Source organism: Spongiactinospora rosea (assembly GCF_003315795.1).
Classification (GTDB): domain Bacteria; phylum Actinomycetota; class Actinomycetes; order Streptosporangiales; family Streptosporangiaceae; genus Spongiactinospora; species Spongiactinospora rosea.
Genome location: NZ_QMEY01000006.1, coordinates 94,432 through 119,822, shown reverse-complemented (window position 1 = coordinate 119,822; position 25,391 = coordinate 94,432). Strand labels below are relative to the sequence as shown.

Here is a 25,391-nt window from a genome sequence, read left to right as displayed (position 1 = left end):
CCGTGGCGGGGGCTGTGCCCTGCCTTCCGTCACGGCGGAGCCGCCCCTGGCCGGCGGGGTCCGGTCCCGGAAAGGGGAGCCGTTGAGCGGCCCGGGACCGGACCCCGTCACATCGTCGTCTCGGTGAGCCCCTTGCGTGAGCTTTCCGGCAGGGCCCTTCAGTGGGCCATGTCGAACTGCTCCTCCTCGGTGGAGCCGCGCAGCGCGGTGGTCGAGGAGTCGGGCGAGATCGCCGTGCTGACCAGGTCGAAGTACCCGGTGCCGACCTCGCGCTGGTGGCGCGTGGCGGTGTAGCCGCGCCGCTCGGCGGCGAACTCCGCCTCCTGCAGGCCCACGTACGCGGGCATGCCGTTCTCGGCGTAGCCGCTGGCCAGGTCGAACATCGAGTAGTTGAGCGAGTGGAAACCGGCCAGCGTGATGAACTGGAACTTGTAGCCCATGTGGCCGAGCTCGCGCTGGAACTTGGCGATGGTCGAGTCGTCCAGGTGGCGCTTCCAGTTGAAGGACGGCGAGCAGTTGTAGGCGAGCATCTGGTCGGGGTACTCGGCCTTGATCGCCTCGGCGAACGTGCGGGCCACGTCCAGGTCGGGGGTGGAGGTCTCCATCCACAGCAGGTCGGAGTGGGGCGCGTAGGCCAGGCCGCGGGCGATGCAGGCCGCGACGCCGTTGCGGACCCGGTAGAAGCCCTCCGCCGTCCGCTCGCCGGTGGTGAACTGCTGGTCGCGCGGGTCGACGTCGCTGGTCAGCAGGGTCGCCGCCTGGGCGTCGGTGCGGGCCACGATGATGGACGGGACGCCGCACACGTCGGCGGCCAGCCGGGCGGCGTTGAGCGTCTTGATGTGCTGCCCGGTCGGGATGAGAACCTTCCCGCCGAGGTGGCCGCACTTCTTCTCCGAGGCGAGCTGGTCCTCCCAGTGCACGCCGGCCGCTCCGGCGGCGATCATGCCCTTCATCAGCTCGAAGGCGTTGAGCACGCCGCCGAACCCGGCCTCGGCGTCGGCGACGATCGGGGCCAGCCAGTGCGGCGCGTCGGTGGCCTCCTCCGACCAGGTGATCTGGTCGGCGCGCAGCAGCGCGTTGTTGATCCGGCGCACCACGGCGGGCACCGAGTTGGCCGGGTAGAGGCTCTGGTCGGGGTAGGTCTGCGCGCCGAGGTTGGCGTCCGCGGCCACCTGCCAGCCGGACAGGTAGATCGCCTTGAGGCCGGCCTTGACCTGCTGGACGGCCTGGTTTCCGGTGAGTGCGCCGAGCGAGTGGACGTAGTCCTCGGTGTTGAGCAGGTTCCACAGGCGTTCGGCGCCGAGCCTGGCCAGTGTGTGCTCCTCCTGCACCGATCCACGCAGCCTGATGACGTCTTCGGCGGTGTAGGTGCGTTCCACTCCGGCCCAGCGTGGGTCGGTCTCCCACTCGTGCCGGAGCTCTTCGGCCGCTCCCTTGAGGCGATTCATCATGAGTCAGCTCCTTGTCGTCCCCTGGGTGCTTGCTATGAGTTTGGGCGGATTGCCGGACCTGTTAACAGACCTGCTGGGCGAAAGAACGTCAGATCTTCTCTTATCAGGAAGATTGGGCTGCCTTGGGCGGTGAAGAAATAGTAAGTTTCCGCTATGGACTAGACCAATCCGATGGCAGGCACGCAGGACGCCCGGCGGGAGTGGAAGATGCGCCGAAATTTCGCTTAGGATCGGTGCATGGCACCCTTGGTGAGCGAAGAACCGCTTTCTTTGACGCAGGAGCTTGATCTCATCGCGTTCGGGCAGCGGTTGCGCCACCTGCGTAAACAGCGCGGGCTCACCCTGTCCGACCTGGGCGGGCGGGTCAGCCGCGCACCCAGCCAGCTGTCCCTGCTGGAGAACGGCAAACGCGAGCCCAAGCTGTCGCTGCTGAAGTCCCTGGCCGCCGCGCTCAACGTCCCGGTGGAGGAACTACTGCGCCGCCAGGCCCCCAACCGCCGGGCCCAGCTGGAGATCGCGCTGGAGGAGGCCCAGCGCGACCCGATCTACACCCGGCTCGGCCTGCCCCGCCTCAAGGTCTCCGCGCGGGTGCCCAACGACGTCCTGGAGCACATCCTGGCCCTGTACGAGGAGCTGCGCTCCCGCGAGGCCAGGGGCACCGCCACGCCGGAGGAGGCCAGGGCCGCCAACGCCGAGCTGCGCCGCAAACAGCGCGAGCGGGACAACTACTTCCCCGAGATCGAGAAGGCCGCGGCCGAGGCGCTGTCGGCGGTCGGCTACCGCACCGGCGCGATGTCGCAGAGCACCGTACAGGCGCTGGTCACCCACTTCGGGTACACGGTGCACACCGCCCAGGACCTGCCGCGGACCGTGCGGTCCATCACCGACCAGCGCAACCGGCGGATCTACGTCAAGAACGAGCAGCTGGGCATGCACAGCCCGCGCACGATCCTGCTGCAGACCCTCGGTCATCTGGCGCTCGGCCACCACCGGCCGCGCGACTTCGCCGACTTCCTGCGCCAGCGCACCGAGGCCAACTACTTCGCCGCGGCCCTGCTGGTGCCCGAGGACGCGGCGGCGGCCTACCTGCGCGAGGCCAAGGAGGACCGCGCGCTGTCGGTGGAAGACCTGCGCGACGTCTTCGCCGTCTCCTACGAGATGGCCGCCCACCGGTTCACCAACCTGGCCACCCACCACCTGGACCTGGTGTGCCACTTCGTCCGCAACGACGCCGGCGGGATCATCTACAAGGCCTACGAGAACGACGGCATCGTCTTCCCCGCCGACGAGCAGGGGGCCATCGAGGGCCAGCGGATGTGCCTGCGCTGGTCGGGGCGGCAGGTCTTCCAGTCGCCGGACAAGTTCTCGGTCTTCTACCAGTACTCCGACTCCGCCACCGGCACCTACTTCTGCATGGCGCACGTGGACCCCTCGCGGGAACGGGACTTCGCGATCACGCTGGGCGTGCCGTACCGCGAGTCGCGGTGGTTCCGGGGCCGGGAGACGACCCGGCGCACCAAGTCGGCCTGCCCCAACGGCGAGTGCTGCCGCCGCCCGCCGCCGGAGCTGACCCAGCGCTGGGAGGGCTACGCCTGGCCCTCGGCCCGCGCCAACTCCCACGTCCTGGCCGCCCTGCCGCCCGGCTCCTTCCCGGGCGTCGATGAGGCCGACGTCTACTCCTTCCTGGAGCGCCACGCCGCGGGCTGACCGGCCCCGCCGCCCGCCGGCGGCTCAGCCGCAGTTGCCGTTGCAGCGGTAGCGCCACAGCGTGCCGCAGCCGCTGGCGGTGCAGGTGCAGGCGCAGTAGGAGCAGTTCGCGCAGCCACGGCAGGAGCTGCCGGTGGCGCACCAGTCGTCCTGGGTGGAACACCCGCAGGTGGCCGACCCTGGCGGGCTCACCGGGCCGGCCGGGCCGAGGGTGGCCAGCAGCGCCCGGGCCTCCTCCCGGCCGAACGCCTCGATGGCGGCCCGCCGCAGCCCCGCGAGCCGGGCGTCCAGCGCGGGGTCCGCCCCGGCGGCGAAGACCGGCTCCTGCGCGGCCACGTTGATCGCGTCCTCGAGCACGGTGTTTTTCGCGGCCGTCAACGCCGGGTGCGCGGCGCGGTATTCGCGTAGGTGCGACACCCAAAGGCGGCTGCGCTCGGCGGGCGTGAGTTCGCGGTAAACGGCCCGGCGGACGGCCAGGTCGTGGCCGATGAATTGGGAGTACTCCCGGGGGAGGCGGCCATTGTTCGCCCGTACCCATTCGGCCGCCCGGCCGGTTTCGGCATGGGCGGGGGAGACCTTTCCGAAGACGAACAGCGCCGCCGCGCCCAATCCGGCCAGGCGGAAGAACTGTCCCCTGCCCATAGCGGCGGACTCCGGCCCGCCCGCGGGCGGCGAAACGCCTTTGCGGAGGGCGCCCAGCGCTTTCAGGAAACGCAGGGTCGCGCGCGGCCCCAGCCGCAGGGCCAGCCGCAGCGCCATGGCGGGGCCCGTCCAGGCGTGCACGGCGTCCGGGCCCACCCTGATCAGCGTGGGCGCGTCGGGTGCGGCGCCGCCGCGGGCCCGGGCGCGCCATCCGGCCACGTCGGGATGGTCCAGCGGCAGCACGTGGACGCGGTGATCGCTGCTGTGCGCGATCTGGTCGGCCACGGTGCGGCACTGCCGGCAGGAGGCGTCGAACGCCATGACCCAGTGCGTGTCCGGAGAACGCAAGACAGTCCTTTCCGAACGTCGGTTGTCGGCGGGCGGGACGCCGTGCGGCCGTGGCGGCGTTCGCCGTGCGGGCACGCGGATTCGGGCACGATGACATGGGTTGTCATGACGTGCGTCCTGTGCCGTTCGGGGTCCCTTTTTGGTGGCTCTGTGATCGATTGATGATGCAACGGATGATCTGACGAGTCCAGTCCGTATTTATTGTGATCCACGTCACAGTACGGCTGCGTAAAAGGAAAGTGGCGCTCTGTGATCTCCTGACCCGCGCCGCCATTTCCGGGCAGGCAGGCCGGGGCGATTTCGCCGCTCCATTTTCCTATGGCATTTTGCCGGCGATATGCTCGCCCCCGAATGGAATCGGGCCGGTCGTTAACGCCCGGCGCTCTTCGATGACCCGCCGCGGCGAGATCCACGATCGGTGAACCTCCGTGCCGGTGACCCGCTACATACCTGCGATGGACGGAAGAGCCGAGAAGATGCCGGGGTGGGCCGGGCGGATCGACCACCGGCCGCGGGTGCGGACGGCGCTGGTCCACGCCTCCGACGGACAGCCCGCGCGGGCCGCGCGCGCCCGCCGCGACGACCGTGCCGCCGCGGGCGACGTCCGCGTCCTCGCCAGGATCGCCGACGGCGACGCCCGGGCACTGGCCGACCTATATGAGCGGTATTCCGGTCCGCTGTTCGCCTTTCTCTATCGGCTCTGCGGCGACCGCGGGACGGCAGAGGAGATCCTCCAGGACACCGTGATGGCCGTGTGGCTGTCGGCGGCGAGCTACCGGCAGCGCTCCAGCGTCAGCACCTGGCTGTTCGGGGTGGCGCGCAGGCAGGCGCACAACCGGCTGCGCGGCATGCCGCCGCCGATCGCGGCCGAGCCGCGCGAGGGACCCGACCCGCTGCCCGGCCCCGAGGAACTGGCCGTCGGCGGCGACCAGGTGCAGTCCGCGCTGGCCCGGCTGCCGCTGCCGCATCGCGAGGTCGTCGTGTTGCTGCTGGTCCATGACCTGACCCAGCGGGAGATCGCCGAAGTGCTGGGGATCCCGGTCGGCACCGTCAAAAGCCGCCTGCATCATGCCCGCGCGATCCTGAGGGGGCCCGCGTGAACGACTGGCCCGAACTCGCGGGCATCCGCGACGGCATCCCGCAGCCCCCGGCGGCCTCCGACATGGTCCGCGCCGTCCTGCTGGCCTCCGCGCTGGCCCGCGGGTACGACGGCGACCCCGGCGAGCGCTCCCCCGAATGCGGCGAGGCCCCGCCCTACACGGGTGAGCGGGCCGGGCCCAAACTCGGCGAACGGATCGGCGACGGCTCGCAGGACCGGCCGCGGCGCCAGGGTCCCGCGCTGCGGCGGGCCTGGCGGCTGCTGGTCATGGAGGCCCGGCTGCTGTCCACCGCCGTCCTGCTCTCCTCCTTCCTGGTGGTGGCCGGGTGCGTGGCGGTCGCGCTGGTCCGGTTCGAGCTGGCCGAGGTGCTGCTCGGGCTGGCCGTGCCGCTGGTCACCGGGTTCGGCGTCGCCGGGCTGCACAGCCCGGACCGCGACAAGGCGTTCGAGCTGGTCAGGGCCACCCCCACCTCGCCGCGGGTGATCCTGCTGGCCAGGGTGACCTGCCTGTTCGGCTTCGATCTCGTGGTGGCGCTGCTCGGTTCGGCGCTGCTGACCGTGCTGGGCGCGGCGCCGCAGGGACTGTGCGGCCTGGTCCTGGTCTGGCTCGGCCCGGCCGCGCTGCTGGCCGCGCTCAGCCTGCTGCTTTCGGTGTGGTGGCGCGCCGACGGCGCGATCGCGGTCGCCCTGGTGGTGTGGAGCCTGCCGATGCTCGCCCGCACCGGGCTTCCGGTACCGGCCGTCTTCGGGCAGGTGTGGGAGAACGTGCCGGTCACCTTGGGGCTGGCGGCGCTGCTCGCGGCGACCGCCGTGCTGCTCACCGGCAGGATCGAGCCGCTGCGCGTCCCCGGCGCCACCCGGTCGCCGTGAGGCCGTTCGCGCTGTGGGCGCACGAGGCCCGGCGGGCCGGACTTCCGGCGCTGCTCGGCCCGCTCGTCCTGGTCGCCGCGATGCTGCTGCTGGCCGCCTTCGGCACGCGGATCGGCTCGGCGCAGGAGAACACCCGCTGGTTCCTGATGGGCGCGGCCGAGATGGGCCTGCCGCTGCTGACCGGCGTCGCGGCGGCCACGCTGACCGGCCGCGACCGGGCCGCCGAACTCCGGCTGACCTGCCCCTCGGCCTACCGCGTCGCCGTGGCGCGGCGCGTCGCGGTGGTGGTGTGCTGGGCGGCGGTGTGCGCCGCCGGCTGTTCGCTGCTGCTGATGGCCACCGGCTGGTGGGACCCGGCGTTCACCGGCCCGTCCGGGCAACTGGTGTGGCTGTCCCCGGCGCTGTGGACCGCCGCCCTGGGGGCCTGCACCGCCGCGATGTTCCGCAGCGTCGCGGCGGCCACCACACTGATCGGCTTCCTGTGGACGTTCCAGCAGGTCTTCGCGGGGTTCCTGGTGGAGGACCGGGTGCTGCGGCATGTGTTCCTGTTCGCCACCACGCGCGGGCCCGTCCCGGACTGGCCGGCCAACCGGGTGGCGCTGCTGGCGAGCGCGGTGCCGATGGGCCTTGCGGCCTGGGTGCTGCTGGGCAGGCCCGAGCGTATCTTGCGGGGCGCCGCCGAATGACCGCCACGATGCGCTACGAGTACCTGATGCAGGTCCGCCGCCCCACCCTGTGGCTGGTCTACCTGCTGGTCTTCGCGGTGACCGCCGCCGTGCTGCCGTTCTGGTCGCTGGACCTGGGCGCACGCGACCCTGGCGACCCCAGGTCGGCGATGCTCACCGCCGCCGACATCCTCATCGCCGTGCTGCCCATGGTCTACGGCTGCATGATCGCCGACCGGCCGGGGCGGGACCGGGCGCTCGGCGTGGACGGCGTGCTGGACGCGATCCCGGCGGGCCGCACCGCACGGCTGCTCGGCAAGTACCTCGGGGTGTGCGCCGCGACGGCCACGCCGTTCCTGGTGATCTTCCTGGGCCGGGCCGCCGGGTACGCCGTCATCGAGGGCGAGGCCGCCGCGCTCGGCTGGTCGCTGGTGGTCTTCGCGGGCGTCATCACCCCGGGGCTGGCGTTCCTGGGGGCGCTCGCCTTCGCCGGGCCGCTGCTGGTGCCGCCGCTGCTGTTCCGGGTGCTGTTCGTGGCCTACTGGTTCTGGGGCAACCTGATCCCGGTCACGATGATGCCGACGCTGTCGCACACGGTGTTGTCGGCCACCGGCGAGTACGCCGTGCACGGCTGGTTCGAGGGCGGCTTCGGCCCCCGGCCGCGGGCGGCGCTCGACGTGCTGCGCCCCGAGGCCACCCCGCAGTCGGCCGCGTTGTGGGTGGGCGTGATGTTCGCCCTGGCCGCGGCCATGCTCGTCCTGGTCCGCCTGCACGCCATCCGGAGTGAGTCCTGACATGCGCATCCAGATCTCCAAGCTGACCAAGGTCTACCGGGGCAAGGTCCGCGCCATCGACGGGGTCGACCTGGACGTACCGCTCGGCATGTACGGCCTGCTCGGCTCCAACGGCGCGGGCAAGACCACGCTGATGCGCATCCTGGCCGGGCTGCTGCGGCCCACCTCGGGCCGGGTCGTGCTCGGCGGGCACGACATCACCACCCCCGCCGGGCGCGTCGCCGTGCAGCGCACCCTCGGCTATCTTCCGCAGGACCTCGGCGTCTACCCCGACCTGACCGCCCGCCGCTTCCTGGACTACATCGCCCTGCTCAAGGGCCTGGACGCGCGTTCGGCGCGGCGGCGCAGGATCGGCGAACTCCTGGAGGTCGTCGCGCTGGGCGAGCACGCCGACCGGAAGCTTCGCGGGTTCTCCGGCGGGATGCTGCGCCGGGTCGGCATCGCCCAGGCGCTGCTGGCCGACCCGCGGCTGCTGATCGTCGATGAGCCCACCACCGGCCTGGACCCCGAGGAGCGCATCCGGTTTCGCACCATGCTGTCCCAGCTCGCCGGTGACCGCACGGTCCTGCTCAGCACCCACATCGTGGAGGACGTCGCGCAGACCTGCCGCGACCTTGCGGTACTGGCCAAGGGGCGGCTGGTCTTCCAGGGCGCGACGGGCGAACTGGTGTCCCAGGCGGCCGGGCGGGTGTGGAACCTCACCACGTCCGGTCCCGCCCCCGCCGAGGGCCGGATCGTCGCCGCGGTGCCCGAGGGCGCCGGTACCCGCTACCGGCTGATCGCCGCCGCCGCGCCGCACCCGCACGCCGAGCCGGCCAGCCCCACCCTCGAAGACGGCTACCTCGCGCTGATGGAGGCCGCCCCGTGCTGAGGTCGCCGCCGCCGGGCGCGGCACGGCGACGTAGTGTTCGTTACGTGTGAGTACGCGACCGCCGTCCCCTCACGGAGGAAGCCATGCACGCTCCGCCCCGGATGCCCTTCGACCAGCCCGGCCCGCTGCTGCCGCCGCCGTTGCTGCGCGACATGCAGGCGAAGGCCCCGATCCACGCCATCACCACCGCGACCGGGGACCCGGCATGGCTGGTGACCGGCTATCCGCAGGTACGCGCCCTGCTGGACGACGACCGTCTCGGCCGCTCCCACCCCGACCCCGAACACGCCTCGCGCATCGGGCGGTCGGTGATGTTCGGCGGCCCGAGGGGCGGCGTAGAAAGCGAGCGGGCCGAGCACGACCGGATGCGTTCGCTGCTGCGTCCCCACTTCGCCCCCGGACGCCTGCGCGCCCTGCGCGGCCGGGTCGACGCCCTCACCGAGGGCCTGCTGGACGATCTGGCCGCCGCCGGTCCGCCCGCCGACCTGCACGCCGTGCTGGCGCTGCCGCTGCCCATCGCGGTCATCTGCGAACTGCTGGGCGTGCCCTACGCCGACCGCCCCGCCTTCCGCGCCTGGAGCCAGGCCGCCGCCGACACCCGCGACCAGGCCCGCTCCCGGCAGGGGTACGCCGACCTAGTCGCCTACGGCATGGAGCTGGTGGCGCGCAAACGCGCCGGGGGCGACCCCGACGCCGACGTGATCTCCCGGCTGGCCGCCACCGAGGGCGTCGATGACCAGGAGGCCGCCGAGCTGGCGATGAGCCTGCTGTTCGCCGGGCACGAGACGACCGTGGCCGCGATCGGCTTCGGCGTGCTGTGGCTGCTGGCCACCCCCGGGCAGTGGGAGCGGCTGGCGACCGACCCGGCGGCCATCGACGGGGCCGTGGAGGAGGTCCTGCGCGCGCCGAGGCTGGGCGGCAACGGCGGCATCCCCCGCTACGCGCGCACCGGCTTCGAGGTCGCCGGTGTGCGCATCGAGACCGGAGACCTGGTCGTGCTGGACACCGGCGCGGCCAACCACGACGGGGCGATCTTCGCCGACGCCGACCGGTTCGACGTGACCCGCGAGGGCCCGGCCCACCTCACCTTCGGCCAGGGCGCGCGCTACTGCATCGGCGCCCCGCTGGCCCGTATGGAACTCAAGGCGGCGCTCACCGGCCTTTCCGCCCGCTTCCCCGGCCTGCGCCTGGCCGTCGAACCGGCCGGCCTGCGGTTCGAGGAGCACCAGCTCACCCGGCCGCTGAGCGCGCTGCCGGTCACCTGGTGACCGTCCGGCCGCCCGCGGCTCACCGCCGCGGGCGGCCGTTGCGTGCCGCGGTGAAGGTCACCAGCAGGGAGGTCAGCGCGTCGGTGAACATCGACACGGTGATCGCCGTGACCTTCTCATCGCGAGCCAGGGCCCGGAATTCGGCGGTCCACTGGTCCACGATGGAGGATCTGCCGTTGGGGCCGGGGCCGATCACCGCGGAGCGGGCGGTGGCCAGCCGTACGGCGAGGCGGGCCTCCCGCTCGGGGTCGCCGCGCCCGAGCAGGTGAACGGCGCGGGTCGCGGCCAGCGGCCACATCGTCGTGGTCATGGCCGCCACCAGCGCCTGCGCCGCCTCCCGGCAGGCCACATCGGCCGCCGACCGGCGTACGGGAGGCACCGGTAGCGCCGGCGACGCCGCCGGTGCGGGCGGGGGCGCCTCGCCGCGGGCCCGGAAGCGGGCCCACAGCGGATAGGGACGCCCGGACAGCCGGTTGATCGTGATGAGCACGCCGGTCGTGGTGGCGACCGCCGCCATCAAGATCGCCAGCTGGGCGGGCGTGTGCAGGAAGCCCAGCGCGATGATCAGGGTCGTCGCGCCGCCGGGCGGGTGGGACACGTTGCCGAGCAGCATCCCCGCCGAGGTCAGCGCAAGCGCGATGACGACCGCGGCCACCCGGTGGGCGTCGATGTGCGACAGGTCAGGCCCGCTCTCGGTCAGGCCGGTCGCGGTCAGCGCGAGGTATCCGGCGCTCGCGCTGATCAGGTGCCCGGCCAGGGTGTTGCGCGGGCTGGCCGCGGGAGTGGAGAAGGCGGTCAGGGCCAGGTAGACGGTCGGGCCGAGGGAGGGGAACACGAACGGCTGTCCGCTGACCCACGCCACCACGGCCGGCACGGCGATGCAGACCCCGGCCTGCAGGCAGGTGAGGAGCGCGATCCGGCCGCGTGACCCGGCGGCGCGGATCGCCGGAACGAGGGTGTCCACGCCGTCACCGGACGGGGTGCCGTCCGGCGGCGGCGCGCTGCGCGCCGCCGCGGTGCCGGTAGACGACGTAGGGGCGGATCAGGTAGCCCAGCGGGGCGGCGAAGGCGTGCACCAGCCGGCTGAACGGCCACAGCGCGAGCAGGGCCATCGCCAGCAGGGCGTGCACCTGGAAGGTCAGCGGGGCGTGGGCCATGGCCGGCACGTCGGGCTCCAGCATGAACAGGCTCCGGAACCACACCGACACGCCGAGGCGGTAGTCGTAGGCCCCGCTGGACCCGGTCAGGGTCGTCCACAGCCCGGCCAGCAGGACGGCGGCCAGCACCGGGTAGACCACCCGGTCGCTGCGGCTGGTGGCCTGGCGGATCGCCCGGATGCGCAGCCGCCGCCACAGCAGCACGGCCAGCCCCGCCACCGCCGCCGCTCCCGCCAGACCGCCCACGACCAGGGCGTTGAGGCGGTAGAGGGACTCGCCGATGTGCATGCGCAGGGTCAGCGATTCGGGGACGAGCAGCCCGACGGCGTGCCCGGCGATCACGAACAGCAGCCCGTAGTGGAACAGCGGGCCGCCCACGCTCAGCAGGCGGCTCTCGTGGACCTGGCTGGAACGGGTGGTCAGGCCGAAACGGTCGTGGCGGAAGCGCCAGACGGTACCCGCCACGAACCAGGCGAGGACCACGTACGGCAGGACCCCCCACACCGCGATCTCCAGGTGTCTCATGTGCGGGCTCCTTGTGCGGCGGGGTCGTGGGCCATGGTGAAGGGGGCCGGCCCGACGCTCTCGGCGGGCGGCCCCTCCTCGGCGATGGCCTGGGCGAGGCGGCGCTGCTCGGCGGACGGTTCACCAAGGGTCTCGGTGACCGCGAGCACCACGTCGGCGTAGGCGCTGCCGTAGGAGGCGAGCGCTGCGCCCAGCAGGTCCAGGCCGGCGCGGTGCCGGTGCAGCAGGGCGGTGCCGGGGTCGGGACAGCGGGCGGCGAACTCCAGCATCAGCGGCAGGAAGTCGGGCAGCTCGGCCTCCTCCGGCCGCCAGCCGTGGGCCCGGTACAGGGCCTTGATGCGGGCCAGCGACATGCCGCGGCGGCGGGTGTCGCCGTCGATGTAGTAGGTCATGTGCAGGGTGCGGCGGCGGGTGCGGTCGAAGGTGGCCACGTAGCGGGTGCCCAGCTCCAGCGGCGAGGACCGCGCGGCGGCGGCGCAGAACCGGCGCAGCGCCGCCGCCGCCTCGCCGGGCAGCGGCGCGAGCGCCGCCGCGACCAGGTCGCGGGTGCGCTCCCAGCCCTCGCCCGGGTAGCACAACAGCAGGGACGCCGCCTGGTGCACGGCCGGGGCGGTCACGTCTGCTCCCCGGGGCGCGGCGGGAACAGGCCGCTGGGCGTGCCCTTGCCGTCCCAGTTGAGCAGGTTGACCCGGCCGCGCAGCCGCTCGTCGGACTCGCCGTGGAAGGAGGCCACCGAACCGGCCGGGGCGGCGTGTTCCAGCATGCCGGGCCCGCCGGGGACGTCCAGGCTGCATCCGCCGGGGTCCTTCGAGTGCCCGGCCGCGCCTCCGTAGGCGGTGGGGATGACGTAGCGCTCGTCGTACTTTGCCAGCGCCAGCAGCCGGTACATGTCCTCGATCTGGGCGCCGCTCATCCCGACGTCCTCGGCGGCGCGGGGGTCGGGCTCCTCGCCCAGGTTGATCGCGCGCATGTACGAGCGCATCGCGGCCAGCCGCAGCAGGGCCGCCTCCACCGGTACCGTGTCACCGGCGGTGAACAGCTCGGCCAGGTAGGACAGCGGGATGCGCAGCGAGCCGACCGCGCCGAACAGGTTGGCGGCGTCCTCGCCGTCGTGGCCGGTCGCGGTGAGGGCGTCCACCACCGGCGACAGCGGCGGCACGTACCAGACCATCGGCATGGTCCGAAACTCCGGATGCAGCGGCAGCGCCACCCGGTAGCGGGTGATCAGCGCGTACACCGGCGAGCGGCGGGCGGCCAGCACCCAGTCGTGCGGGATGCCGGACGCCTCGGCGGCGGCGGCCACCTCCGGGTCGCCGGGGTCCAGGAAGCAGCCGAGCTGGGCCGGGTACAGGTCGCGCTCGTCGGGCACGGCGGCGGCCCGCCCCACCCGGTCGGCGTCGTACAGCATCACCCCGAGGTAGCGCAGGCGCCCGACACAGGTCTCCGAGCACACGGTGGGCTCCCCGGCCTCGATCCGCGGGTAGCACATCGTGCACTTCTCGGCCTTGCCGGTCTGGTGGTTGAAGTACACCTTCTTGTAGGGGCAGCCGGTGACGCACATCCGCCAGCCGCGGCAGCGGTCCTGGTCCACCAGCACGATGCCGTCCTCGAACCGCTTGTACATCGCGCCGGACGGGCACGCCGCCACGCACGAGGGGTTGAGGCAGTGCTCGCAGATCCGCGGCAGGTAGAACATGAACGAGTTCTCGTAGTCGAGTTTGACGTCGTGGGAGACCTTGCGCAGCACCGGGTCGCCGGCCAGGTGCTCAGGGCCGCCGCCCAGGTCGTCGTCCCAGTTCGGGCCCCAGGTGATCGAGGTGGGGCGGCCGTCGATCAGCGAGCGCGGCGGCGCGGTCGGCACGTCGTCGCCGAGCGGGGCGTTGGTGAGGTTCTCGTAGTCGTAGGTCCACGGCTGGTAGTAGTCGTCGATCAGCGGCAGGTCGGGGTTGGCGAACAGGCGGGCCAGCCGCCGCGCCCGGCCGCCCGCGCGGGGCACCAGCCGCCCGTTGCGCAGCCGCCAGCCGCCCTTCCAGCGGTCCTGGTCCTCATAGCCGCGCGGGTAGCCCTGGCCGGGGCGGGTCTCGACGTTGTTGAACCACACGTACTCGGTGCCCGCCCGGTTGGTCCAGGTCTGCTTGCAGGTGACCGAGCAGGTGTGGCAGCCGATGCACTTGTCGAGGTTCATGACCATGGCGATCTGCGCCATCACGCGCATCAGTAGGTCACCTCCTGGGAACGGCGGCGGATCACGGTCACGGCGTCGCGCTGGTTGCCGGTCGGCCCGTAGTAGTTGGGCGCGAAGGAGAACTGGCCGTATCCGCCGATCAGGTGAGTGGGTTTGACCAGGAGCTTGGTGAGCGCGTTGTGCACTCCGCCGCGGCGGCCGGTGGCCTGGCTGCGGGGGACGTTCACCAGGCGCTCCTGCACGTGGTACATGAAGACCGTGCCCGGCGGCATCCGGTGGGAGACCACCGCGCGGGCCACCACGACGCCGTTGGCGTTGACCGCCTCGATCCAGTCGTTGTCGGCGACGCCGATGGCCTCGGCGTCGCCGACGCTCATCCAGATCACCGGGCCGCCCCTGGCCAGGGTCTGCATGAGCAGGTTCTCCTGGTACTCCGAGTGGATCGACCACTTGGAGTGCGGGGTGATGTACCGGACGGTCACCGCGCGGCCCTCGCCGTCCGGGCCGGGCAGCCCCTCGCCGAGGGCGGCCATGTCCAGCGGCGGCCGGTAGATCGGCAACTGCTCGCCGTACTCGGCCATCCAGTCGTGGTCGAGGTAGAAGTGCTGGCGGCCGGTGAGGGTGTGCCACGGTTTGGCGTGCTCGGTGTTGATCGTGAAGGGCGCGTAGCGGCGGCCCGGGGTCTCCTTGCCCGACCACTCGAAGCTGGCCCCGGCGGGCACCGGCCGGTCCTGGGTGTCGGAGAACACCACCCGGCGCTCGCTGACCGAGGCGCCGAGTTCGGTGAGCCCGGAGCCGGGGCCGCACCGTTCGGCGAGCGCGGCGAACCCGGCCGCGGCGACCCGCCCGTTGGTGGTGCCGGACAGGGCCAGGATCGCCTCGCACAGCTTGACGTCGGTGTCCAGCAGCGGGCGCCCGGCGACCGGGGGGTCCACGGCCCGCCCGCAGCGGCCGGCCAGCCAGGCGATCTCCGGCCCGGCCTTGACGTTGACGCCCTTGACCAGCATCCCGGCCTGCGCCGGCAGCGGCCCGAGCGTGCCCAGTCTGGCGGCGACCGCCGTGTAGTCGCGTTCCACGACGCGCACGGAGGGCAGGTTGCGCCCGGGCCTGGGTTCGTGCCCGTCGCGCCAGTCCGGGACGGTGCCGCCGGGCTGCGCCGTCTCCTCCGGCGTGTCGTGCTGCAGGGCGGTGGCCACCAGGTCCAAGGCGGTGTCCAGGCGGCCCGCGGCCAGTTCGGAGAACCGCCTGGCCAGCCCGTGGAAGATCTCGAAGTCGGTCCTGGCCTGCCAGGGCGGGCTGATCGCGGGGGAGAAGGCGTGCACGAACGGGTGCAGGTCGGTGCTGGACAGGTCGTGCTTCTCGTACCAGGTCGCGGCGGGCAGCACCAGGTCGGCGAACAGCGTGGTGGAGGTCATCCGGAAGTCCAGCGCCACCAGCAGGTCGAGCTTGCCCCGGGGGGCATCGGCGCGCCAGGTGACATCGCGCGGGCGGGCTTCGGGCGGGGCCTCCCCGGCGCTCGCGTTGTCCTGGGCGCCGAGCAGGTGCCGCAGGAAGTACTCGTTGCCCTTGGCCGATGAGCCGATCAGGTTGGCCCGCCAGACCGTCAGTACCCGCGGCCAGTTCTCCGGCGCGTCGGGGTCCTCGACGGCGAACCCGAGCCGCCCGGCGGCGACCTCCCCGGCCACCCAGTCAGCGGCGTCCAGGCCGCTCTCCCGCGCCCGGCGGCCCAGGTCGAGCGGGTTGGCGGCGAACGTCGGATAGGAGGGCATCCAGCCGAGCCGCGCCGACTGCGCCACCAGGTCGATGGTGTGCCGCCCGGCGAACAGGCCGCTGTCCGTCGCGCCGGACAGGGCCTCGGCACCGAAGGACTCATAGCGCCACTGGCCGGTGTGCAGGTACCAGTACGGGGTGCCGGCCATCTGCCGCGAGGGGCGCACCCAGTCGGCGGCCGTGGCGACCTGCTGCCACCCGCCCAGCGGGCGCACCTTCTCCTGGCCCACGTAGTGCGCCCAGCCGCCGCCGTTGACGCCCTGGCAGCCGGTCAGCAGCAGCAGCGACAGGAACGACCGGTAGATGGTGTCGGAGTGGAACCAGTGGTTGGTGCCCGCCCCCATCACGATCATCGACCGGCCGCCGGTCTTCTCCGCGGTGGTGGCGAACTCCCTGGCCAGGCGGGCCACCGTGGCGGCGGGCACGGAGGTGATCTGCTCCTGCCAGGCGGGGGTGCACGGCAGCGACGGATCGTCATACCCCTCGGGCCACTGGCCGGGCAGGCCGGGGCGGCCCACGCCGTACTGGGCGAGCAGCAGGTCGAACACCGTGGTCACCAGGCGTCCGGCGATCCGGCGCACCGGCACGCCGCGGCGTACCACGCCGCCGGTGTCGAAGCGCGGCATGACCACCTCGGCGTGCTCGCCGCCGTCGCGGTGCAGGGTGAGCAGCGGGTCGATGCCGTCCAGGGAGAGGTTCCAGCGCCCGGCGCCCTGCTCGCTCCAGCGGTCGCCGAGCGTGCCGTTGGGCACGGCGGGGGCGTCGGCGCCGGCGTCGATGAGCACCGGACGCCAGGCGGCGGCCTCGTCGGTGGTGCCGATGTCGAGGTCGGCGGCGGTGACGAACTTGCCCGCGGTGTGGGTGCCGTCTACGCGCGGGGACAGCTCCACCAGGAACGGCAGGTCGGTGAAGCGCTTGACGTAGCCGGTGAAGTGGGGCACCGAGCGGCGTACGAAGAACTCCGTCAAGATCACGTGCCCCATGGCCATGGCCACCGCGCCGTCGGTGCCCGGATGCGGGTGCAGCCACTCGTCGGCGAACTTGCCCGCGTCGGAGTAGTCGGGGGAGACGACGATCACCTTCTGGCCGCGGTAGCGGGCCTCGGCCATCCAGTGGGCGTCCGGGGTGCGGGTGACCGGGACGTTGGAGCCCCACAGCATCAGGTAGGCCGCGTCCCACCAGTCGGCCGACTCCGGCACGTCGGTCTGGTCGCCGAACACCTGCGGGGAGGCGATCGGCAGGTCGGCGTACCAGTCGTAGAACGACAGCATCGGCGCGCCGATCAGCGACATGAACCTGGCCCCCACCGCGTGCGAGGCCATGGACATGGCCGGGATGGGGGAGAACCCGGCGATCCGGTCGGGTCCGTAGGTCTTGATGGTGTGGACGTGCGCGGCGGCGGCGATCTCCAGGGCCTCCTCCCAGCCGATCCGCACCAGGCCGCCCTTGCCCCGCGCGCCCTGGTAGCGGGCCCGTTTGTCAGGGTCTGTGGTGATCTCGGCCCAGGCCGCCACGGGATCGCCCAGCCGGGCCCTGGCCTCGCGGTACAGCTCGACCAGCACGCCCCTGGCGTGCGGGTAGCGCACGCGGGTCGGCGAGTAGGTGTACCAGGAGAAGGCGGCGCCTCTGGGGCAGCCGCGCGGCTCGTACTCCGGCCGGTCCGGGCCGACGCTCGGGTAGTCGGTCTGCTGGGTCTCCCAGGTGATCAGGCCGTCCTTGACATAGACCTTCCAGGAGCAGGAGCCGGTGCAGTTCACTCCGTGCGTGGAGCGGACCACCTTGTCATGGGCCCAGCGTTCTCGGTAGGGCGTGTCATTGACGCTGTCGGTGTCGCCGTACAGGGCCCGAAGGTCGGGTGTCGTGTCGCTGCGCCGCAGCAGCTTGCCCGCCTCCAGCAGCCGCTGGGCGGCGGCGTCGGCCGCCCGCTCGGCCAGTGCCCGGCTCACATTCCCACGTCCGAACATGTCGATGACCTTCCTGTGGCCCCCGAGGCCACGTCTCACACGCGGCCACCGGGCCGGATCCGGCCGATGTCCGAAGTGAAGCTGAAGCTGATGTTGACATGTTGTGACGGCGCTCGTCGAAGAACGATTTCTACCATGCAACTGTTGACATGGGGAATCTATTCACTGGTCAGTGTATTCATCTCGGCCCGAAATCCGGCTCGCGGATCTGCCGAAAAGTGCGCAGGTGATGGCCGCGGCGGCCGATGGCGTCGCCGGCGGCACGGCGAAAGGCCGATTTCCGGGCCTGAAATCCGGATGGCCCACCATTTGCTGATAATGCGGGCCGTAATTAATGGTGATCCCGGCTTTCCGGGCGATTGGTGCGAATCAGGCGAACCGTTCGTCGTCCTGCCGGGACACGATCTCGGTGAACTCCTGCAGGACGTGGGTGAGCAGGCGGCGTCCCTCGGGCGTCAGGTGGCGCAGCGCCAGGCCGATGCGCCGCCGCCGCGCCGAGCGCAGCCGCTCCAGCACGCGCAGGCCCTCGGCGGTCACCTCGATCCGGATCTCACGCCTGCTGTGCGTGGCCGGGTAGCGGGTCAGCAGCCCCGAACCGGCCAGCCGGTCCACCATGCGCCCGGTCGCCGAGGGGGACATGCCGAGCTGGGCGGCCAGCCGGCTGAGGTTGAGCGGCCCATGCCGGTCGGCCGCCAGCAGCAGCCGGAGCGCGGTCAGCGACAGGTCGCCCATGTGCGCCACGGCGTCCAGCGTCACCTCGACCAGGACCAGGGACGCCTCTTCCACCATCCAGGCCGAGTCGTGTTCGGCGTCATGCCCGGCATCATGCGCGGCGTCGGGTCCGGCCTCGCCGCCGATCCTGCTGAACGGCACCGCGGTCACCCACCTTTCCGGTGGATAAGTCCGTTACGCGAAGAATGGGGGTGGATTTTTGTCCGTTCGATGAATGGTCTCATGACTTCCTCGTGAACCTTTCGAGGCGAGCGGCACCGGGAATTCGCGCCGGGGCACGCCAGAATACGGCCGCCAGGCCACCCGCCCCGGTTCGTCGGCGCCACCCTTGCCTTGTGTTGAAGTTCCGGCCCGCCCCTTTCCCGCGGTCACCCGGGTAAAGGGACGCTCATCGGGTGGCCCGCAGTGAACCTTTTTCGACCGGTCGCCTGGACCAGGTCAGGGGTGCCTCCGCCGAGCTCGGACCGGGCCCGGCGCCCTGGCAGGGCGCCTGGTCATACGGATACGGCATCTCGCCTACCGCCTCTGACCGGCGAACCTGAGGTTGAAAAAGGTTCAGTGTGAAGGGCACGGTGTCGCGGGCGGTGACGGTGGGCAGGGCGCGTGCCACGCGGCACGTGGGCCGAGATCCGGCCGATGAAGATGCCCGTAGCGAGCGTGCCCTCCGTGGCCTTCAGGCGGGTGTGGGGCCCGGCCTGCGCCACGGCGCACGGCGAATCGCGCCCCCAGCGGGGCGACCCGCATGGCCGTACAGGGAGGCCCGTGGGCGGGTCATGTCGCCTCCCGCCGCCGGTGCCCGTCGTGGCACTGATGGCCCTTCCCGGCCCGCGGGGTCGTACCTGGGCGGACGGTGCCTCAGCCGCGGGTGCCGAAGTCCTCGGGGCCGAAGATCCGCAGTACGTCGGCCCGCCCCTCCCAGCCCGGCCACAGGTCGCGGTGCAGCGCCAGGAAGCGCGACCCCCACTCGATCGCCTCGTCCTTGCCCGCGACCTGGTAGACGGCGTAGCCGGTCAGTTCGTCGACATCGGGGAACGGGCCGTCGGCGACGCTCATGCGGCCGCCGCTCAGCTCGATCCTGGCGCCCTGCGCGCTGGGGGCCAGCCCGCCGTTGTCCAGCAGCGCGCCGGCTTTGGCGGCCTCCTCGCCCAGGGTGGCGATGGCCCGCATCAGCTCGGCCGGGGGCGGGGCATCCGGCTGGGCGGTGACGCGAATGGTGATCATGTATCGCATAGCCCACTCTTTTACCGCATGTCCGGGTGCGCCGGGCCCGGCTCAGCTCCCCAGCTCGTACCGCACCCGGTCCTTGGCGGACTGGCCGGCGCCGATCCGGTCCAGGCCGAGCAGCGCGGCCCCGGCGATCGGCGGCACGTCCACCACCACGATCTTGGCGTGCGGGGCGCACCGCGCCAGGCCGTTCTCGATCAGGCCGGACAGCAGCGGGTCGCGGGCGGTCAGCACGCCGCCGCCGAGCACCACCTCGGTGGGCGTGCCCAGCAGGTCCAGCCGCCGCATGGCCACCTCGGCGAGCACGATGACCTCCTGCGCCTGCCGTTCCACCAGCGACATCGCGACCGCGTCACCGTCGCGGGCGGCCAGCAGCAGCGGGCGGGCCAGTTCGATCAGCCGGTCCGGCGACAGCTTTCCGAAGTGCAGCGCGAGCGCCACGTCATTGACGCTGGCCATGCCGAACCAGGTGCGGACCACCTCGGCCAGCGCGGTCGCCGGGCCTCTGCCGTCCTCGGCCCGTACGGCGTGCCACAGCGTCTCCTCGCCCAGCCCGATCCCGCCGCCCCAGTCCCCGGTGATCCGGCCGAGCGCGGGGAATCTGGCCACCTCGCCGGTGGGGGACACGCCCACGGCGTTGACGCCCGCCCCGCAGGCCACCGCGACGCCCCACGGGCCCGAGGCCCCGGCGCGCAGCAGCGCGAACGTGTCGTTGCCGACGACGACCTCCGGCGCCAGGCCGCGGGCCAGCATCTCCGTGCGCAGCGCCTCCTCCTCCACTGGCAGGTCGGCCCCGGCCAGGTAGGCGGCCACATGGTCGGCGTAGGGGGGCGGGCCGGGCAGGAGCGCCGCCAGCGTGCGCCGCACCTCCTCCACCGCGGCCGTCACCCCGGTGCTCTGCGGCTGGAAGCCGCCGCCCCGGCCCCTGGCCAGCACCGAGCCGTCCTCGCCGACCAGCGCCACATCGGTCTTGCTGTTGCCGCCGTCGATGGCCAGCACGGTCCTCACGGCAGGCTCCCCCCGTCGACGGTGCTGTCAACGGTGCTGTCAACGGTGCCGGCGGCGGCCCACGGCAGGTGGTCGCGCCCGGCCTCGATGAGGCGTGCGGCCAGGTCGGCGGCCAGCGACGCCTGCCCGATCAGCGGATGGGCCAGCAGCGCGTCGGTCACCCGGTCGGCGCCGCCGTGCAGCGCCGCCTCGCGCGCCAGGTCCTCATAGGCGGCGACGTGCGCGATCAGCCCGGACAGCAGCGGCGGGACGGGCCGTATCGGCAGCGGGACGGCGCCGTCCGGCCCGACCTGCGCCGGTACCTCGATGACCGTCTCATCGGGCAGGAACGGCAGCGTGCCGGCGTTGCGGAGGTTGACCACCAGCCGAGCGGGGGCCTGCCCGAGCAGCGCGGCGATGAGGTCCACGGCCGCCTCGGAGTAGTACGCGCCGCCGCGACCGGCCAGCAGGCCGGGCTTGGTGTCGGCGGCCGGGTCGGCGTAGATCTCCAGGAGGCGGGATTCGATCTCGGCCACCGCGGCGGCCCTGGGGGGCGCCTGGCGCTGTTCGGCCACCACCGCGTCGTGCTCGTAGAAGTAGCGCAGGTAGTAGGAGGGCACCAGGCCCAGGCGGCGCAGCAGCGCGGCGGGCAGCCCCACCGAGGCGGCGATCTCCTCGCCGTGCCCTTCCAGCAGGCCGGGCAGTACCTCGCGGCCGTCCAGCAGGACCGACCGTTCCCAGGTCAGGTGGTTGAGCCCGATGTGGTCCAGGGAGATGCGGCCGGGGTCGGCGCCGAGCAGCGCGGCGAAGCGGCGCTGAAAGCCGATCGCCACGTTGCACAGGCCGATGGCGCGGTGCCCGGCGTCCAGCAGCGCGCGGGTGACGATCCCGACGGGGTTGGTGAAGTCGATGATCCAGGCGTCCGGGGCGGCCTTGGCGACGCGTTCGGCGATGTCCAGGACCACCGGGACGGTCCGCAGCGCCTTGGCCAGCCCGCCCGCGCCGGTGGTCTCCTGCCCCACACAGCCGCAGTCCAGCGGCAGCGTCTCATCGACGTGCCTGGCGGCCTGCCCGCCGACGCGCAACTGCACCAGCACGGCCTGCGCGCCCGCCGCGCCGCGCCCCGGATCGCTGTCGGTGGTGATCCGCGCCGGGTGCCCCGCGCGGGCCAGCATCCGGGCGGACATGCCCGCCACCAGCGCGAGCCGGTGCGGATCGGGATCGATGAGGGCGATCTCGCCGATCGGCAGCGTGTCACGCAGCCGGGCGAACCCGTCGATCAGCTCCGGGGTGTACGTCGAGCCGCCCCCGATGACGGCCAGCTTCACCGGGTCGCTCCCGCCAGGGTCACGTCGCCTCCACACCCCATTCAGTTAAGAAACTTTCCTAATCCGAGGAAACTAGACAGCGAAAGGACCGCCGTCAAGTCGACGGCGGTCCTCGCAACCAACCTGTGACTACGCGCGGGCCCCGGCGGGAGGCCGCCTCACGACGGCGAACCGCCCGCGACCGCGCCGAAGACCTCCTCGCGGACCTTGTCCAGGCCCAGCTCCACGGCCCCGGCCAGCACCGGGTTGCCCTCCAGCGTGGACAGCCGCAGCGGCGGCCGGGGCAGGGTGAGGGCGTGCAGCTCGCGTTCGATGAGCGCGCGCAGCCGCTCGCCACCGGCCAGCAGCATGCCGCCGGTCAGCACCACGATCTCCGGGTCGACCACGGCCACCACCGAGGCCAGCCCCACCGCCAGCCGGGAGGCGACCTCGGCCAGGCCGCGCGCGGCCCGCTCGTCGCCCTCACCGGCCGCCCGCACCGCGCCGGCCACCGCCTGGGCCGGGGTCGCCCCGCGCACGCCGTGCGCGCGCAGCACCGCCCGCACCGCAGGGCCGCCGCTCAGCGCCTGGAAGCCGTGCGTGGCGTGCCGCCCGGACTCGCGCATGGTCGGCGCGCCGAGCGCCGGCATGTACCCGACCTCGCCCGCGCCTCCGGTGGCCCCCCGGTGCAGCCGCCCGCCGAGCACCAGCGCCGAACCGAGCCCCGAATCGCCCCACAAGAGCACGAAGTCGTGGTGGCCGCGCGCCACCCCGTGCCGCCGCTCGGCCAGCGCCACCAGATTGACGTCGTTCTCCACGTCCACCGGCAATCCCAGGCCCTCGCCGAGCGTGGCCAGCAGATCGGGGACGTGCCACCCGGGGATGTGCGCCGCGTATCCCAGCCGCCCGCTGCCCGGATCGAGCGCGCCCTGGATGCCGATCACCACCCGGCGCGGGGCGGGCGCGCCGGGCGCCGCCGCACGCGCGCCGCGCAGCGCCTCGCGGACCTTGGCCACCACGTCGCCGCGCTCGCGCGGGGTGCTCAGCCGGTGCTCGCCGACGACGGAGCCGGTGATGTCGGTGATCGCCGACTCTATCCGCGTGTGGGTGACGTCCAGCGCCGCCACGTAACCGGCGGCCGGGTTGAGGCGGTACAGCTCCGCCGTACGGCCCGGCATGCCCTCCCGCACCCCGTCCAGCACCACCAGCCCGGCCGCGCTCAGCCTGGCCAGCATCTGAGAGGCGGTCGGCTTGGACAGCCCGGTGATCGCGCCGATCTCCGGGCGGGTCAGCGGGCCGCGCTCCAGCAGCGCGTTCAGCGCCGCCCGGTCGTTGATCGCCCGCAGCAGGCTGGGCGTGCCGGGAGCGGGCGCGGTCACCCGGTCACCTGCCGTAGGCCGGACGCCGGCGCCTGCCCACCGTGAGAAAGTATTGGGGATGTCACAACCGACCCGCCATCTCGATGCGCGTGAACGCGAGCTTGCCAAGGAGCAAGCCTACGTCACCAGGCTGTACGACCGCCTCGACGCACTGCGGGAGCACACCCGGCGGCAACTCGACGGCGTGCTCGCGCAAGGCGGCGGCGGAACCATGCAGAACCGCTCCGAGCGCGACACCTTCGCCACGATGTACGCCGAGCGGCTGGCCCGCCTGTGGGCGGTGGAGCACGCGCTGTGCTTCGGCCGGATCGACCACGCCGAGGGCGAGAGCCCGGCGCTGGACGACGTGCCCGGCGAGGAGCAGGGCGAGGTCACGGGTTCGCTCTACATCGGCAGGATCGGCCTCGGCGATGGCCGGCGGCGGCTGCTGATCGACTGGCGCGCCCCCGTCGCCCAGCCGTTCTACCGCGCCACGCCCGCCGCGCCGATGGGCATCACCCGCCGCAGGCACCTGCAGACCCGCGGCCGCAAGGTCGTCGGCATCGACGACGACCTGCTCGACGTCGACAACCTCACCGACGACGACGTGGCCACCCTCAACGGCGAGGCGGCGCTGCTGGCCTCGATCACCGCCGCCCGCACCGGCAGGATGCGCGACATCGTCGCCACGATCCAGGCCGAACAGGACCGCGTGATCCGCTCGGCCCTGGACGGCGTGCTGGTCGTGCAGGGCGGCCCGGGCACCGGCAAGACCGTCGTCGCCCTGCACCGCGCCGCCTACCTGCTCTACACCCACAGGGAGCGCCTGGCCAGGCGCGGCGTGCTGATCCTCGGCCCCAACCCGACGTTCCTGCGCTACATCGAGCAGGTGCTGCCCTCACTGGGCGAGACCGACGTGCTGCTGTCCACCGTCGGCGAGCTGTACCCGGGCCTGCGCGCCACCGCCAAGGAACCCGACGCGGTCGCCGCCGTCAAAGGCGACGCCAGGCTGGCCAAGGTGATCGCCCGCGCGGTCGCCGACCGGCAGCGGGTGCCCCGCAAGGCCATCTCCATCGACCTCGGCGCACACACCCTCACCCTGGAGCCGCGCACCCTGGAGGCTGCGGCGAGCCGCGCGGCCCGCTCGCGCCGCCCGCACAACCAGGCCCGCGCGGTCTTCGTCCGCCACCTGCTCAACGCGCTGGCCCGGCAGTGGGCCAAACGGCTCGGCAAGGGCGTCATCGACGATGAGGAACTGGCCGACCTGCGCGAAGAACTGCGCACCGAGCCCGCCGTACGCTCCGCCCTGAACCGGCTGTGGCCCTACCTCACCCCCCAGCAGCTCCTGATCGGCCTCTACACCTCCGCCGAACGGCTGGACGCCGCGGCCGGCGGCCTGCTGTCCGCCGCCGAACGCGCCCTGCTGACCCGCGCCGCGCCCCGCGCCGGCGACGGCTGGCAATGGACCGAATCGGACGTCCCGCTGCTGGATGAGGCCGCCGAACTCCTCGGCGACATCGACGAGCACGTGCTGCGCGCCAGCGCCTGGATGGCCGAGGAGGAACGCGCCGCCGCGCAGGCCGCCCGCCGCGAGGAACAGGACCGCGAGCTCGCCTACGCCAAGGAGGTCCTGGAGCTGACCGGCATGGCCGACGTCCTGGACGCCGAACGCCTCGCCGCCCGCCACCGCGAGGAGACCGACGACCTGACCACCGCCGAGCGGGCCGCCGCCGACCGCACCTGGGCGTTCGGCTACGTGATCGTCGACGAGGCGCAGGAGCTGTCGCCGATGGCCTGGCGGGCGGTGATGCGCCGCTGCCCGGCCAAGGCGATGACCGTGGTCGGCGACATCGCCCAGACCGGCACCAGCGCCGGCCCCGCCTCCTGGGACGAGGTGCTGGCCCCCTACACCCAGGGGCGGCACCGGGTGGAGACGCTGAGCGTCAACTACCGCACCCCCGCCGAGCTGATGTCGGTCGCCGCGGGCGTCTTGACGCTCATCGGGCCGGGCCTGCACGCGCCGCGCTCGGTACGCGAGAGCGGCGCCCCGCCGTGGCGGCAGCGCCTCGCCGACCTGACCGAACTCGGCGCGCTCGCCGCACGCGAGGCCGCCGAATCCGGCGGGCGGCTGGCGGTGCTCGCCCCCGCCGCGCTGGCCGCCGAGGTCGGCGCGGCCGTCACCGCCGCGGTGGACGGCGCGGTCGCCGGTCCCGGCCCGGACGCCCTGGACGCGCCCGCCGCGGTGCTGACCGTGGCCGACGCCAAGGGCCTGGAGTTCGACGCCGTGATCGTCGCCGAGCCGGCGGCGATCCTGGCCGAGTCTCCGCGCGGCGCAAGCGACCTGTACGTCGCGCTGACGCGCGCCACCCGGCGGCTCGGCGTGGCCCACACCGGCGACCTTCCGGCGGTCCTGTCGGCCTTGCCGGACCGCCCCGCCTTTGGATGACATGGCCGCCGTTGCCCGGTG

The 25,391-nt window shown here is 73.1% G+C and carries 20 protein-coding genes; 8 read left to right on the top strand and 12 right to left on the bottom strand.

What is annotated here, in order from left to right; all coding sequences use genetic code 11:
- Nucleotides 1-158: 158 nt before the first annotated feature.
- Nucleotides 159-1,451, bottom strand: a complete 1,293-nt coding sequence (aceA, locus tag DP939_RS16725; RefSeq protein ID WP_404828590.1) for an isocitrate lyase — start codon at nucleotides 1,449-1,451, stop codon at nucleotides 159-161.
- Nucleotides 1,452-1,688: 237 nt separating this feature from the next.
- On the opposite strand from aceA, the gene DP939_RS16720 reads away from it, so the two are divergent.
- The gene (locus tag DP939_RS16720; RefSeq protein WP_225878295.1) at nucleotides 1,689-3,158 is read left to right on the top strand and encodes a helix-turn-helix transcriptional regulator; all 1,470 of its coding nucleotides are present in this window, start codon (nucleotides 1,689-1,691) and stop codon (nucleotides 3,156-3,158) included.
- 24 nt (nucleotides 3,159-3,182) lie between these two features.
- Here the strand turns inward: DP939_RS16720 and DP939_RS45445 are convergent, their stop codons facing one another.
- The gene (locus tag DP939_RS45445) at nucleotides 3,183-4,148 is read right to left on the bottom strand and encodes a bacteriocin fulvocin C-related protein (RefSeq protein WP_147268023.1); all 966 of its coding nucleotides are present in this window, start codon (nucleotides 4,146-4,148) and stop codon (nucleotides 3,183-3,185) included.
- 455 nt (nucleotides 4,149-4,603) lie between these two features.
- On the opposite strand from DP939_RS45445, the gene DP939_RS16710 reads away from it, so the two are divergent.
- The 6 genes from DP939_RS16710 to DP939_RS16685 all read left to right on the top strand — a co-directional run bounded on the left by DP939_RS16710 (nucleotide 4,604) and on the right by DP939_RS16685 (nucleotide 9,715).
- Nucleotides 4,604-5,248 carry an RNA polymerase sigma factor gene (locus DP939_RS16710; RefSeq protein ID WP_225878294.1) on the top strand — a complete coding sequence of 215 codons (645 nt, stop codon included), beginning with the start codon at nucleotides 4,604-4,606 and terminating at the stop codon, nucleotides 5,246-5,248.
- Nucleotides 5,245-6,117, top strand: coding sequence for a hypothetical protein (locus tag DP939_RS16705; protein WP_113981633.1), 873 nt, complete (start codon nucleotides 5,245-5,247; stop codon nucleotides 6,115-6,117). Before DP939_RS16710 ends, DP939_RS16705 begins: the two co-directional genes overlap by 4 nt.
- Entirely contained in the window at nucleotides 6,114-6,803 is a 690-nt protein-coding gene (locus tag DP939_RS16700; RefSeq protein WP_113981632.1) for a hypothetical protein, read from the top strand. The genes DP939_RS16705 and DP939_RS16700 overlap by 4 nt, the downstream gene beginning before the upstream one ends.
- Nucleotides 6,800-7,576: a hypothetical protein gene (locus tag DP939_RS16695; RefSeq protein ID WP_147268022.1), complete on the top strand. Its 777-nt coding sequence runs from the start codon at nucleotides 6,800-6,802 to the stop codon at nucleotides 7,574-7,576. Before DP939_RS16700 ends, DP939_RS16695 begins: the two co-directional genes overlap by 4 nt.
- 1 nt (nucleotide 7,577) lies before the next feature.
- Nucleotides 7,578-8,447, top strand: coding sequence for an ABC transporter ATP-binding protein (locus DP939_RS16690; protein ID WP_113981630.1), 870 nt, complete (start codon nucleotides 7,578-7,580; stop codon nucleotides 8,445-8,447).
- Nucleotides 8,448-8,530: 83 nt separating this feature from the next.
- Nucleotides 8,531-9,715 carry a cytochrome P450 gene (locus DP939_RS16685; RefSeq protein ID WP_113981629.1) on the top strand — a complete coding sequence of 395 codons (1,185 nt, stop codon included), beginning with the start codon at nucleotides 8,531-8,533 and terminating at the stop codon, nucleotides 9,713-9,715.
- Between the two features lie 19 nt (nucleotides 9,716-9,734).
- On the opposite strand, the gene DP939_RS16680 is transcribed toward DP939_RS16685, so the two are convergent.
- The 10 genes from DP939_RS16680 to DP939_RS16635 form a co-directional block, all read right to left on the bottom strand.
- Nucleotides 9,735-10,679 carry an HPP family protein gene (locus DP939_RS16680; RefSeq protein ID WP_199565207.1) on the bottom strand — a complete coding sequence of 315 codons (945 nt, stop codon included), beginning with the start codon at nucleotides 10,677-10,679 and terminating at the stop codon, nucleotides 9,735-9,737.
- 4 nt (nucleotides 10,680-10,683) lie between these two features.
- Nucleotides 10,684-11,397, bottom strand: coding sequence for a respiratory nitrate reductase subunit gamma (gene narI / locus DP939_RS16675; protein WP_113981628.1), 714 nt, complete (start codon nucleotides 11,395-11,397; stop codon nucleotides 10,684-10,686).
- Nucleotides 11,394-12,014, bottom strand: coding sequence for a nitrate reductase molybdenum cofactor assembly chaperone (narJ, locus tag DP939_RS16670; RefSeq protein WP_113981627.1), 621 nt, complete (start codon nucleotides 12,012-12,014; stop codon nucleotides 11,394-11,396). Before narJ ends, narI begins: the two co-directional genes overlap by 4 nt.
- A complete protein-coding gene (gene narH, locus DP939_RS16665; protein WP_225878293.1) occupies nucleotides 12,011-13,612 on the bottom strand; it encodes a nitrate reductase subunit beta in 1,602 nt (533 codons plus the stop codon). Before narH ends, narJ begins: the two co-directional genes overlap by 4 nt.
- The gene (locus DP939_RS16660) at nucleotides 13,612-17,316 is read right to left on the bottom strand and encodes a nitrate reductase subunit alpha (protein WP_113981626.1); all 3,705 of its coding nucleotides are present in this window, start codon (nucleotides 17,314-17,316) and stop codon (nucleotides 13,612-13,614) included. Before DP939_RS16660 ends, narH begins: the two co-directional genes overlap by 1 nt.
- 369 nt (nucleotides 17,317-17,685) lie before the next feature.
- Complete coding sequence (locus tag DP939_RS16655) at nucleotides 17,686-18,189, bottom strand: MarR family winged helix-turn-helix transcriptional regulator (protein ID WP_147268021.1); 504 nt, start codon at nucleotides 18,187-18,189, stop codon at nucleotides 17,686-17,688.
- A gap of 714 nt (nucleotides 18,190-18,903) precedes the next feature.
- Nucleotides 18,904-19,278, bottom strand: coding sequence for a YciI family protein (locus DP939_RS16650; RefSeq protein ID WP_113981624.1), 375 nt, complete (start codon nucleotides 19,276-19,278; stop codon nucleotides 18,904-18,906).
- A gap of 42 nt (nucleotides 19,279-19,320) precedes the next feature.
- Entirely contained in the window at nucleotides 19,321-20,280 is a 960-nt protein-coding gene (locus DP939_RS16645; protein ID WP_113981623.1) for an N-acetylglucosamine kinase, read from the bottom strand.
- Entirely contained in the window at nucleotides 20,277-21,587 is a 1,311-nt protein-coding gene (locus tag DP939_RS16640) for a 6-phospho-beta-glucosidase (protein WP_113981622.1), read from the bottom strand. Before DP939_RS16640 ends, DP939_RS16645 begins: the two co-directional genes overlap by 4 nt.
- Nucleotides 21,588-21,745: 158 nt before the next feature.
- A complete protein-coding gene (locus DP939_RS16635) occupies nucleotides 21,746-22,945 on the bottom strand; it encodes an ROK family transcriptional regulator (RefSeq protein ID WP_113981621.1) in 1,200 nt (399 codons plus the stop codon).
- A gap of 58 nt (nucleotides 22,946-23,003) precedes the next feature.
- Here DP939_RS16635 and DP939_RS16630 point away from each other — a divergent pair, with 58 nt between their 5' ends.
- Nucleotides 23,004-25,370, top strand: coding sequence for a HelD family protein (locus DP939_RS16630; protein WP_113981620.1), 2,367 nt, complete (start codon nucleotides 23,004-23,006; stop codon nucleotides 25,368-25,370).
- Nucleotides 25,371-25,391 lie beyond the last annotated feature (21 nt).

What these genes read in the sequence shown, in the direction of transcription:
- DP939_RS16690 (WP_113981630.1), top strand. Translation starts at nt 7,578, where the DNA reads ATGCGCATCCAGATCTCCAAGCTGACCAAGGTCTACCGGGGCAAGGTC.
- DP939_RS16685 (WP_113981629.1), top strand. Translation starts at nt 8,531, where the DNA reads ATGCACGCTCCGCCCCGGATGCCCTTCGACCAGCCCGGCCCGCTGCTG.
- narH (WP_225878293.1), bottom strand. Translation starts at nt 13,612, where the DNA reads ATGCGCGTGATGGCGCAGATCGCCATGGTCATGAACCTCGACAAGTGC.
- DP939_RS16720 (WP_225878295.1), top strand. Translation starts at nt 1,689, where the DNA reads ATGGCACCCTTGGTGAGCGAAGAACCGCTTTCTTTGACGCAGGAGCTT.
- DP939_RS16695 (WP_147268022.1), top strand. Translation starts at nt 6,800, where the DNA reads ATGACCGCCACGATGCGCTACGAGTACCTGATGCAGGTCCGCCGCCCC.
- DP939_RS16660 (WP_113981626.1), bottom strand. Translation starts at nt 17,316, where the DNA reads ATGTTCGGACGTGGGAATGTGAGCCGGGCACTGGCCGAGCGGGCGGCC.
- DP939_RS16710 (WP_225878294.1), top strand. Translation starts at nt 4,604, where the DNA reads ATGGACGGAAGAGCCGAGAAGATGCCGGGGTGGGCCGGGCGGATCGAC.
- DP939_RS16630 (WP_113981620.1), top strand. Translation starts at nt 23,004, where the DNA reads ATGTCACAACCGACCCGCCATCTCGATGCGCGTGAACGCGAGCTTGCC.
- aceA (WP_404828590.1), bottom strand. Translation starts at nt 1,451, where the DNA reads ATGATGAATCGCCTCAAGGGAGCGGCCGAAGAGCTCCGGCACGAGTGG.
- DP939_RS16650 (WP_113981624.1), bottom strand. Translation starts at nt 19,278, where the DNA reads ATGCGATACATGATCACCATTCGCGTCACCGCCCAGCCGGATGCCCCG.
- narI (WP_113981628.1), bottom strand. Translation starts at nt 11,397, where the DNA reads ATGAGACACCTGGAGATCGCGGTGTGGGGGGTCCTGCCGTACGTGGTC.